At 71.2% G+C, this 10,461-nt stretch carries 11 protein-coding genes; 1 reads left to right on the top strand and 10 read right to left on the bottom strand.

Features of this window, described 5'->3' with window-relative positions:
• The 5 genes from ACFWFI_RS35845 to ACFWFI_RS35825 form a co-directional block, all read right to left on the bottom strand.
• Window positions 1-266 (bottom strand): MmcQ/YjbR family DNA-binding protein (locus ACFWFI_RS35845; RefSeq protein ID WP_387398694.1); only part of this gene is annotated, 266 nt, incomplete at its 3' end.
• A complete protein-coding gene (locus tag ACFWFI_RS35840; RefSeq protein ID WP_387398692.1) occupies window positions 263-1,546 on the bottom strand; it encodes a hemolysin family protein in 1,284 nt (427 codons plus the stop codon). The genes ACFWFI_RS35840 and ACFWFI_RS35845, both read right to left, overlap by 4 nt.
• Entirely contained in the window at window positions 1,543-2,040 is a 498-nt protein-coding gene (ybeY, locus tag ACFWFI_RS35835; protein WP_277334053.1) for an rRNA maturation RNase YbeY, read from the bottom strand. Before ybeY ends, ACFWFI_RS35840 begins: the two co-directional genes overlap by 4 nt.
• Window positions 2,041-2,052: 12 nt before the next feature.
• Window positions 2,053-3,075, bottom strand: coding sequence for a PhoH family protein (locus tag ACFWFI_RS35830; protein ID WP_387398690.1), 1,023 nt, complete (start codon window positions 3,073-3,075; stop codon window positions 2,053-2,055).
• A gap of 127 nt (window positions 3,076-3,202) precedes the next feature.
• Window positions 3,203-4,306, bottom strand: coding sequence for a carbohydrate kinase family protein (locus tag ACFWFI_RS35825; protein WP_387398688.1), 1,104 nt, complete (start codon window positions 4,304-4,306; stop codon window positions 3,203-3,205).
• A gap of 380 nt (window positions 4,307-4,686) precedes the next feature.
• Between ACFWFI_RS35825 and ACFWFI_RS35820 the strand changes: the two genes are divergently transcribed.
• On the top strand, window positions 4,687-6,045 hold the full coding sequence (locus ACFWFI_RS35820; RefSeq protein ID WP_387398686.1) for an MFS transporter: 1,359 nt from the start codon (window positions 4,687-4,689) through the stop codon (window positions 6,043-6,045).
• Here the strand turns inward: ACFWFI_RS35820 and ACFWFI_RS35815 are convergent.
• The 5 genes from ACFWFI_RS35815 to ACFWFI_RS35795 all read right to left on the bottom strand — a co-directional run bounded on the left by ACFWFI_RS35815 (window position 6,009) and on the right by ACFWFI_RS35795 (window position 10,382).
• A complete protein-coding gene (locus tag ACFWFI_RS35815) occupies window positions 6,009-7,001 on the bottom strand; it encodes an adenosine deaminase (RefSeq protein ID WP_387398684.1) in 993 nt (330 codons plus the stop codon). The two genes, ACFWFI_RS35820 and ACFWFI_RS35815, sit on opposite strands and share 37 nt — an antisense overlap.
• A 10-nt stretch (window positions 7,002-7,011) precedes the next feature.
• A complete protein-coding gene (locus ACFWFI_RS35810) occupies window positions 7,012-7,920 on the bottom strand; it encodes a ribonuclease Z (protein WP_387398682.1) in 909 nt (302 codons plus the stop codon).
• Window positions 7,921-8,129: 209 nt separating this feature from the next.
• Window positions 8,130-8,489 (bottom strand): histidine triad nucleotide-binding protein, encoded by a 360-nt coding sequence (locus tag ACFWFI_RS35805; RefSeq protein WP_387398680.1) that lies wholly within the window; start codon window positions 8,487-8,489, stop codon window positions 8,130-8,132.
• A 77-nt stretch (window positions 8,490-8,566) separates the two neighbouring features.
• On the bottom strand, window positions 8,567-9,313 hold the full coding sequence (locus ACFWFI_RS35800; protein ID WP_387398678.1) for a 16S rRNA (uracil(1498)-N(3))-methyltransferase: 747 nt from the start codon (window positions 9,311-9,313) through the stop codon (window positions 8,567-8,569).
• Window positions 9,314-9,329: 16 nt separating this feature from the next.
• Window positions 9,330-10,382: a nitronate monooxygenase gene (locus ACFWFI_RS35795; RefSeq protein ID WP_387398675.1), complete on the bottom strand. Its 1,053-nt coding sequence runs from the start codon at window positions 10,380-10,382 to the stop codon at window positions 9,330-9,332.
• Window positions 10,383-10,461 lie beyond the last annotated feature (79 nt).

Genomic DNA, 10,461 nt, shown 5'->3' with positions numbered 1-10,461 from the left:
CGGTCCGGGAGCTCGGAGACCGTCACGGTGTTCCAGTGCCGCTTGTTCAGGTGCCAGCCGGGGACGATCGCGGTGTGCTCCTTGCGGAGCCGCAGCGCCTCGTCCGGATCGCACTTGAGGCTGACCGTCAGAGGCCGCGCGTCCAGCACGCTGAGGGCGAATATCTTTCCCAGGACCTTGAAGACCGAGGCTTCGGGCCCGAAGGGGAACTCCTCCGCGCTCGCGTTGAACTCCAGGCAGAACGTGCGCAGCTCCTGGGGAGTCATGCCGTTTCCATTCCCTCCGGTTCCACCAGCACCGTGACGATCTTGTTCCTGCGGCCCGCCGGGGACTCCGCGGTGAGGCGGAGCTTGCGCCCGTCGGGGAGGTCGACGATCGAGGAGGCGCCGGAGATCGGGACCCGCCCGAGCGCCTTCGCCAGCAGACCACCGACCGTTTCCACGTCCTCGTCGTCGTAGGCGTCGAGGCCGAACAGTTCCCCGAGGTCACCGATGTCGAGCCGGGCGGTCACCCGGAAGCAGCCGTTCTCCAGCTCCTGGACCGGCGGGAGTTCGCGGTCGTACTCGTCGGTGATCTCGCCGACGATCTCCTCGAGGATGTCCTCGATGGTGACGATCCCGGCCGTGCCGCCGTACTCGTCGATGACGACGGCGACGTGGCTGCGGTCCTGCTGCATCTCACGCAGCAGGTCACCGGCGTTCTTCGTGTCGGGGACGAAGGCTGCGGGGCGCATCGCAGTGGAGACCAGGTCCGCCTCCGCGTCCCGGTTGATGTGCGTCTTGCGGACCAGGTCCTTGAGGTAGACGATCCCGACGATGTCGTCCTCGTTCTCCCCGGTGACCGGGATCCGGGAGAAGCCGGAGCGGAGCGCGAGGGTCAGTGCCTGACGGACCGTCTTGTACCGCTCGATGCAGACCAGGTCGGTGCGGGGCACCATGACCTCGCGCACGAGGGTGTCGCCGAGCTCGAAGACCGAGTGCACCATGCGGCGTTCGTCGTCCTCGATGAGCGACTCCTGCTCGGCGAGGTCGACCATCGCGCGCAGTTCGGCCTCACTGGCGAAGGGGCCCTTGCGGAAGCCCTTGCCCGGGGTCAGCGCGTTGCCCAGGAGGATCAGCAGTTGCGGGATCGGCCCCATGATCCTGGCCAGCGGCAGCAGGACGTACGCCGCGGCCGTGGCGGTGTTCAGCGGGTGCTGACGGCCGATGGTGCGCGGCGAGACCCCGATGGCGACGTAACTGACGAGGACCATGACCCCCATGGCGACGGCCAGCGCCTGCCAGGTCTCGGTGAACTCCTGGAGGCAGGCGTAGGTGACGAGGACGCCGGCCGACATCTCGCAGGCGACCCGCACGAGCAGCGCCACGTTGAGATAGCGGGTGGGGTCGGCGGCGACCTGTTCCAGCTTGGCGCTGCCGCGGCGCCCTGCCCGCACGGCCTCGGCCGCGCGGAAGCTCGACGTACGCGCGATGCCCGCCTCGGCGCAGGCCGCCAGCCAGCCGACGACGATCAGCAGGACGGCACCGGAGATGAGGGGGACGCTCACGAGACGGTGGGGGCGGGGGACGGACCCGTCAGCCCGCGCTCGCCGCGCCAGCCGTCGACGATCGCCGCCTGGAGGCCGAACATCTCGGCCTTCTCGTCCGGCTCCTCGTGGTCGTACCCGAGGAGGTGCAGCACCCCGTGGACGGTGAGGAGCTGGAGCTCCTCATCCATCGAGTGCTGCGTCTCGGCGTCCTCGCCCTGCTTCTTCGCGACCTCCGGACAGAGCACGATGTCACCGAGGAGCCCCTGCGGGGGCTCCTCGTCGTCCTTGGCCGGGGGACGGAGCTCGTCCATCGGGAAGGACATGACATCCGTCGGGCCCGGGAGGTCCATCCACTGGATGTGGAGCTGCTCCATGGCGGCGGTGTCCACCACGATCACCGAGAGTTCGGACAGCGGGTGGATCCGCATCCGGGCGAGCGCGTAGCGGGCGATGTCGAGGATCGCCTGCTCGTCGACCTCGGTTCCGGACTCGTTGTTGACGTCGATCGACATGGTGCGCTGCGACTACTTCCCGTTGGGGCCGTTTCGGCCCTCTGCGTTGTCGTACTTCTCGTACGCGTCGACGATACGGCCGACGAGCTTGTGCCGGACGACATCCTGGGAGGTGAGCCTGGAGAAGTGCACGTCCTCGACACCGTCCAGGATCTCCTGGACCTGACGGAGACCGCTCTTGGTGCCGTTCGGCAGGTCCACCTGGGTGACGTCACCTGTGACGACGATCTTCGAGTCGAAGCCGAGACGGGTGAGGAACATCTTCATCTGCTCGGCGCTGGTGTTCTGCGCCTCGTCGAGGATGATGAACGCGTCGTTCAGGGTCCGGCCACGCATGTACGCCAGCGGCGCGACCTCGATCGTGCCCGCGGCCATGAGCCGGGGGATCGAGTCGGGGTCGAGCATGTCGTGCAGCGCGTCGTAGAGCGGACGCAGATACGGGTCGATCTTGTCGAAGAGCGTGCCGGGCAGGAAGCCGAGCCGCTCCCCCGCCTCGACGGCGGGCCTGGTCAGTATGATCCGGCTGACCTGCTTGGACTGCAGGGCCTGGACCGCCTTGGCCATGGCGAGATAGGTCTTGCCGGTGCCCGCGGGGCCGATACCGAAGACGATGGTGTGCTTGTCGATCGCGTCGACGTACCGCTTCTGGTTGAGCGTCTTGGGGCGGATCGTGCGGCCACGGCTGGAGAGGATGTTCTGCGTGAGCACCTCCGCGGGGGTCTCCGCGCCCTCCCCGTTGCCGTTCCCGCTCGCCCTGAGCATGGCGATCGAGCGTTCCACAGCGTCCTCCGTCATCGGCAGTCCGGTGCGGAGCACCAGCACCATCTCGTCGAACAGGCGCTGGATGAGGGCGACGTCCGCCGCGCTTCCAGTCGCGCTTATCTCGTTGCCCCGGACATGGATGTCGACGGCCGGGAACGCCGTTTCGATCACGCGCAGGAGCGAATCGCCCGACCCCAGGAGCATCACCATCGGGTGTGCGGCCGGAATGCTGATCTGGGCCCGTGCCTGCGGCTGTGTAGGTGACTGAGTCATGGGCCGGCCCTCGGGCCTGCGCATACCTCCCGTTGCAGGGCCGTCGCTGCTCGACTGCCTCTGGACTACCAGCGTACGACTCCGCACCGTCGACGCCGAGAGGTTTTACCCGGTGATCATCAGCCCTTCACTGCCGGAAGCCGATCGTCGGGACGGCGCGGCGCAGGGGCCACGCCCTGCCCGCGGCGGGCAGCAGCTCCTCCAGGAAGGCGTAGCGCTCCAGTGCCGCGGGGTCCTGGTCGGCGCAGGTGCGCACCTGCTGCCACCAGCCGGCGATCTCGGCCCATCCGGGTGCGGACAGTGATCCGCCGAACTCCTGTACCGACAGGGCCGCGGTGAGGCCGGCGAAGGCGAGGCGGTCGGCGAGCGGCCAGCCTGCCAGCGTCCCGGTGACGAACCCGGCGACGAAGACGTCGCCCGCCCCGGTGGGGTCCAGGGCCTCCACCTCGATCGCGGGCACCTCTGCGGCCGTCCCGGTCTCCCGGTCCACCGCGTAGGCGCCCTCCGCCCCCAGGGTGACCACGGCGAGGGGCACCCGTTCGGCCAGGGCGTGGGCGGCGGCGCGGGGGCAGTCGGTGCGGGTGTAGCGCATGGCCTCCTCGGCGTTGGGCAGGAAGGCCAGGCAGTGCCCGAGGTCGGGCAGGGCGTCCAGGTCCCAGCGGCCGGTCTCGTCCCAGCCGACGTCGGCGAAGACCATCGCGCCGTTCCGGGCGGCCCCGGCCACCCAGGACTCGCTGCGGCCGGGGGTCAGCGAGGCGACGGCGGCGCGGGCGCGCGGCGGGCAGTGCGGGAGCGTGTGACCGGGCGTCGCGGAAGCGGTGGGGGCGGGCGCCTCGTGACCGTGCGAGACCATCGTGCGCTCGCCCTCGTACGCCATGGAGACGGTGACGGGAGAGTGCCAGCCGGAGACCGTGCGCGACATGGACAGGTCGATGCCCTCGCCCTGTTCGAGGGCGTCCCAGCAGTATTCGCCGTAGTGGTCGTCGCCGAACGCGGCGGCCAGGGAGGTGCGCAGGCCGAGCCGGGCGAGTGCGGTGGCCATGTTGGCGACGCCTCCGGGGCTGGATCCCATGCCACGGGCCCAGGACTCCGTCCCGCGCACCGGTGCGCTGTCCAGGCCGGTGAAGATGATGTCCAGGAAGACCGTGCCGGTCAGGAAGACGTCGCAGGCCGGATCCTGCGGGGCACGCAGCCCGAACAGCGGGTCGATGCCTGGATTGGTTGTGCTCACCGTGCGCTCCCCGGCCGTGGCAGATCTGAACAGTGCGAGATCCGGCCAGTGTGCCGGATTCACCTCCGCATCCGGAGGGCCCGCGCCGCATCGCACACACTCACTCCCACCTGCATAAACATGCGCAGCTACCCGGCCGGATGACGCATAAACCTGTATGTGACCCAGATCACATCGAGCCGACTTTCCGTCGCCTGGGCGCGCTTGATACAAATTGGCCCGCGAGCACCGTTCGGGACAGTTGACGACGAGTGCCGCTTCTCCCGCATTTCTCGCTCCACCCTCCCCTGCCACACCTCTGCCTTGCCCTCCCCTGCCTTACCTCGCTCCACCCTCCCCTGCCTTCTTCTGCCTCCACAGGCATGTCTTCAGGAACGCCCATGTCCTCGCGCCCTCGCGCCGCGTGGCCCCTGGTAGCCGTGTTCACCGCCGGTTACCTCGCCGCCTATCTGCTCCCCACCATCGTCGGCCGCCTCAGCACCTATCTGGGGCTGAGCTCGGCCCAGGCCGGTCTGGTCGGCAGCGCCCTCCTGCTCAGCTCGGCCTCGGCCGGCTTCGCGCTGGCGGGACGCGTCGAGAGATTCGGGTCGCGGAGACCGGCGCGCGCGGGGCTGCTGCTCGCCGCGCTCGGCTACGGCTGCGCGGCGTCGACCACCTCGATGCCGCTGGTCATCGCCGGTGTCGTGGTCGGCGGTTTCGGCTCCGGCACGGCGACCGCCGTCGCCGCGTCCGGCATCGCGGCGCAGCACGATCCGCACCGGACCTCGTCGCTCGGGCTGCTCAGCGTCTCGGCGACGGCGGGAGCCCTCTACCTGACGATCCCGCACCTGGGCGGCGGCCACCGGCTGCCGTTCGCCTCCATCGCGCTGGTCGCCCTGCTCGTCTGGCCCGCGACCTCCCGGCTGGGCGGGCCCACGCCTGTCGGCGGGACGTCGCCGGCGCAGGGACGGCTGCCGCACCGGCGGTCCGGGCTGGTGCTGGCGGGCGGCATGCTCGTCTGGTCCATGGCGCAGAACGCCCTGTGGGGCGTGAGCAGCCGCATCGGCGCCGACCAGGTGGGACTCTCCGAGGTGACCATCGGCGCCGTGTTCGCCGCCGCACTGGGTGCGGGACTCCTCGGCGTGATGGGCGCGGGCGCACTGGGAGCCCGGCTCGGGCGGGCGGTGCCGATCGGCCTCGGGACGATGATCATCGCCGGGAGCATCGTGCTCAGCTCATCGGCCGACGGACTGGGGTCGTTCGCGACCGGTGAGATCGCGTGGAACACCTTCTACCCGGTGGTCCTGTCGTATCTGATCGGACTGGCCGCCTCACTGGACGTGCGCGGCCGCTGGGCGGTCCTCGCGGGTTCCGCGTCGTCCGTCGGCACGGCGTGCGGCCCCCTCCTCGGCAGCGTGCTCTCCGAGCAGGCGGGCTACGCGGTGATGGGGCTGATCCTGGGGGCAGCCACCCTCCTGGTCGCGGCCCCCGTCACCGCGGTGGCGCTGCACACCGGCGGCCGGCCGCTGGTGCCCGGTTCCGTCCGGCGCAGGGGCGGTGCCCCGGCCGCGCTGCTCGCCGCCACGACCAACAGCCTGTCCGGCGCGGTGCCCAAGCTGGGCGCGCCGGAGCAGGCGGTCGCGGAGATCAGCGTGCCCGCGCTGCGGCGCAGGCGGCTGGTGCGGAGCGCGTTCCGGACGGCGGGACCGGCCGGCGGGGCCGGTCAGTCGAACGCGTACGCCTCGACCTCGGAGAGGTAGCGCGCCCTGCGCTCCTCGTCGTGGTCGAGGAAGGCCGCCTCGAAGGAGTTCCGGGCCAGGGTGCGCAGGTGCTCGCGGTCCAGGCCGAGCGCCTCGTGCACGGCGTGGAAGGTGTCTCCGACGTATCCGCCGAAGTAGGCGGGGTCGTCGGAGTTCACCGTGCAGAGCAGCCCCGCGTCCATCATGGACCGCAGCGGGTGCTGCTCCAGGACGTCGATCGCGCGCAGCCGTACGTTGGAGAGCGGGCACAGGGTCAGCGGGATCCGCTCGGAGACCAGCCGGTCCACCAGGTCCGGGTCCTCCATGCAGCGCAGCCCGTGGTCGATCCGCTCCACGCCGAGGACGTCCAGGGCCTCCCGGATGTACTCCGGCGGGCCCTCCTCTCCGGCGTGGGCGACCTTGCGCAGGCCGAGGGCCGTGGCCGCCGCGTACACCTCGCGGAACTTCGCGGGCGGGTGGCCGACCTCCGCGGAGTCCAGGCCGACGGCGCTGATGCGGTGGAGGTACGGCTTCGAGGCCTCCAGGGTCTCCAGCGCCGACTCCGCGGACTTGTCACGCAGGAAGCACATGATCAGCTGGGTGGAGATGCCGTGCGTCTCCTCGCTGCGGTCCAGCGCCCTGCCGAGCCCCTCGATGACGGTGCCGATCGGGACACCGCGGTCGGTGTGGGCCTGCGGGTCGAAGAAGATCTCCGCGTGCCGGACACCCTGGGCCGCGGCGCGGGCGAGGTAGGCGTCGGCCAGTTCGGCGAAGTCGTCCTCGGTGCGCAGCACCGCCATCAGGGCGTAGTACAGGTCGAGGAAGGTCTGCAGGTCCTCGAAGAGATACGCCTTGCGCAGCTCCTCGGTGTCGGCGTAGGGCAGGTCCACGCCGTTGCGCGCGGCGAGTGCGAAGGCCAGCTCGGGTTCGAGGGTTCCTTCGATGTGGAGGTGAAGTTCTGCTTTGGGGAGGTGCACGGGGTTCTCGTTACGTGTGGCGGGTGGGTACCGGGACCCTGATCAGGTCCTGGGCGATGGTCAGTTCGCCTTCGAAGCCGGCTGCCCTGGCCTGGCGCTCGAAGGTGTCGGGGTCGGTGTAGCGCTGGGAGAAGTGCGTCAGCACGAGGTGCCGTACGTCCGACTCCTTCGCCACCCGGGCCGCCTGGCCGGCTGTGAGGTGGCCGTGGTCGGCGGCGAGCCGGCCGTCCTCGTCGAGGAACGTCGACTCGATGACCAGCATGTCGCATCTCTCGGCAAGGGCGAACGCGCCGTCGCAGAGCCGGGTGTCCATGACGAACGCGAAGCGCTGTCCGCGGCGGGTCTCGGAGACCTCCTCCAGCGGGATGCCGCGCAGGACGCCGTCCCGCTGGATCCGTCCGACGTCGGGCCCCGCGATGCCGTGCTCGGCCAGCTTCGCGGGCAGCATGCGCAGCCGGTCGGGCTCGGTGAGGCGGTAACCGTAGGACTCGACGGGATGCGAGAGCCGGTGGCTGTCGAGGGTGTACGCGTCGGTGGTGGCGAGGACGCCGTCGGCGGCGACCGGAGCCTCGGTCAGCTCGACCGACTCGCGGTAGGCGGTCGCGTACCGCAGCCGGTCGAAGAAGCGCTGTCCGCTCGCCGGGAAGTGGGCGGTGACCGGGTGCGGGACCTGGTCGAGATTGATCCGCTGGATCACGCCCGCCAGGCCGAGCGCGTGGTCGCCGTGGAAGTGCGTGACACAGATCCGGTTGATGTCGTGCGCGGCGACGCCCGCCCGCAGCATCTGGCGCTGGGTTCCCTCGCCCGGGTCGAAGAGGATGCCCTCGCCGTCCCAGCGCAGCAGATACCCGTTGTGGTTGCGGTGACGGGTCGGCACCTGGCTGGCGGTGCCTAGGATCACGAGTTCTCGTACGGACACGGGTGGGGGTCCTAGGGTCTTTCGTCTGGATCAGGGTGGGTCAGGGAGCGGGGTCCGGTGCCGTGCGTCGCGAGGCGGAGGAGGGAGGCCGCGGAGCGATCGGGGTCTCCCCCGCTCGAGCGAAGCCGAGAGCTAGCGGAAGACCGACGACAACGCCGCGAGGTTCGGTGCCAGGGCACGCGAGCCCAGCCTGATCCGAACGAGAGGCCCTAACCGGGGGGCCACTGCATCCCGCGACCGCCCAGGACGTGGGCGTGCGCGTGGAAGACGGTCTGCCCGGCGCCGGCACCGGTGTTGAGCACGATGCGGTAGCCGGTCTCGGTGATCTTCTCGTCGGCGGCGACCAGACCCGCCTCACGCAGCACGTCGGCGGCGGCCTGCGGCTCGGCGGCGGCGAGCGCGGCGGCGTCCGGATAGTGCGCCTTGGGGATGACCAGGACGTGGGTCGGGGCCTGGGGGTTTATGTCGCGGAAGGCGACGGTCGTCTCGCTCTCGCGGACGATGGTCGCCGGGATGTCCCCTGTAACGATCTTGCAGAACAGGCAGTCGGTCTGCGGCTCTCCCGCCATGGCCCGGCCTCCTAGGTCGTTCGGTCCTCGTGATCAGTACACCGGCATGCTATCCGGCCGGGGCGTGCGGGCGGCTCTCAGCTCCAGCGCCCGGTGCGTCCCATCAGCAGGGCCGCCGCCGCGGTCCCCGCGGTCGAGGTGCGCAGCACACTGGGCCCGAGCCGGTAAGCGGGCGCCCCCGCCTCGGCGAAGGCGGCCAGCTCCTGCGGTGAAACCCCGCCCTCCGGGCCCACCACCAGCACGATCGTGCCGTGGGCGGGGAGTTCGGCGGCGGCGAGCGGCTCGCTGCCGCTGTCCCGGTCCTCGTGCAGGACGCCCGCGAAGTCCGCCCCGGCCAGCAGGGCCGCGACCTGCTTGGTCGTCATGGCCTCCGCCACCTCGGGGAAGCGGACCCGGCGGGACTGCTTCCCCGCCTCACGCGCGGTGCTGCGCCACTTGGCGAGGGACTTGAGCCCGCGGTCGCCCTTCCACTGCGTGATGCAGCGCGCGGCCTGCCAGGGCACGATCGCGTCGACACCCGTCTCGGTCATCGTCTCCACGGCGAGCTCACCGCGGTCGCCCTTGGGCAGCGCCTGGACGACGGTGATGGACGGGGTCGGCGCGGGCTCCTCGTGGACGCTCTCGAGGTCGGTGACCACGAGCCGGTCCTTGCCCTCTGCCGCCCGTACGACGCCTTCCGCCCAGCGGCCCCGCCCGTCGGTCAGGACGACGTCCTCCCCCGGGTTCAGCCGCTTCACGGAGACGGCGTGCCGTCCCTCGGGTCCGTCCAGGACGAACTCCGGCCCACTGGGCAGCTGTTCGACGACGAAGACCGGTGCCGTCACCTGGCACTCCTCACACTCATGCCGCACGCGCGGCTTCCGTTTCGGCGGCGAGCAGGCCCACGAGTTCCCCGGCGGGCAGCTCGCGTGCCATCCGGTGGCCCTGGCCCGCCCACAGGGCCATGCCCTGGGCGTCCCCGGCCTTGGCGGCGGCCCTGCGCAGCCCGCTGGTCAGCTGGTGCACCTGCGGGTAGGCGGCGGGAGCGTAGGGACCGTGCTCCCGTACGAACCGGTTGACCAGCCCGCGCGCGGGGCGGCCGGAGAAGGCCCGGGTCAGGGTCGTGGTCACGAACAGCGGGTTGGTCAGGGCCTGTTTGTGCAGCGGGTGCGCTCCCGACTCGGGACAGGGCAGGAACGCCGTGCCGAGCTGCGCCGCGTCGGCCCCGGCGGCCAGGACGGCCGCGATCTGGGAGCCGCGCATCAGTCCGCCGGCCGCGACGACCGGCAGCCGCACCGACTCGCGGACCTCCGCGATCAGCGCGATCAGCCCGGTGCCGGTGAGCCCGGCCTGCGGGTCGTCGCGGTGCGTGGACTGGTGGCCGCCCGCCTCGGTGCCCTGGACACAGACGGCGCCGGCGCCCGCCCACTGGGCGTTCCGCGCCTCCTGGGGCGAGGTGACCGTCACCACGGTGAGTGTGCCGGCGGCGGCGAACGCGTCGAGCACCTCGCGGGTGGGGCAGCCGAAGGTGAAGGAGACCACGGGTACGGGGTCCTCCAGCAGGATCGCGACCTTGGCGTCGTAGCCGTCGTCCCCGCCGGCGTCCGGGTCGCCGAGCGGGGTCTCGTACCAGGCGGCCTCACCGGCGAGCTGGTGGCGGTAGACCTCGACGGCGCCGGCGTCGGCGACCAGCGGCTGCGGCATGAAGACGTTGACGCCGAAGGGCCCGCCGGTCATCCTCCGGAGCTGCTTGACCTCGTTGTACATCCCGTCCGCCGTCTTGTAGCCGGCGGCGAGGAACCCGATCCCTCCGGCCTCGGCGACGGCGGCGGCCAGCTCCGGGCGGGAGACACCGCCCGCCATCGGGGCCTGCACGATCGGATACCGGCAGAGATCGGTCAACGCCAAGGACATGAGCGCATCGTGCCACGTCCGGCGGATCGTGCCGAATCAGCCCTTTCACACGGCGGAAGAGCGGCCGAACGCACAGCAC

The organism is Streptomyces sp. NPDC060209 (assembly GCF_042728155.1).
In the GTDB taxonomy this organism is placed as follows: domain Bacteria; phylum Actinomycetota; class Actinomycetes; order Streptomycetales; family Streptomycetaceae; genus Streptomyces.
Note: the sequence above shows the minus strand (reverse complement) of the source record. Positions and strands in the feature narration are given on the sequence as shown.

Coding starts and splice junctions, on each gene's coding strand:
- ybeY (WP_277334053.1), bottom strand. CDS start 2,040: ATGTCGATCGACGTCAACAACGAGTCCGGAACCGAGGTCGACGAGCAG.
- ACFWFI_RS35830 (WP_387398690.1), bottom strand. CDS start 3,075: ATGACTCAGTCACCTACACAGCCGCAGGCACGGGCCCAGATCAGCATT.
- ACFWFI_RS35820 (WP_387398686.1), top strand. CDS start 4,687: ATGTCCTCGCGCCCTCGCGCCGCGTGGCCCCTGGTAGCCGTGTTCACC.
- ACFWFI_RS35805 (WP_387398680.1), bottom strand. CDS start 8,489: ATGGCGGGAGAGCCGCAGACCGACTGCCTGTTCTGCAAGATCGTTACA.
- ACFWFI_RS35795 (WP_387398675.1), bottom strand. CDS start 10,382: ATGTCCTTGGCGTTGACCGATCTCTGCCGGTATCCGATCGTGCAGGCC.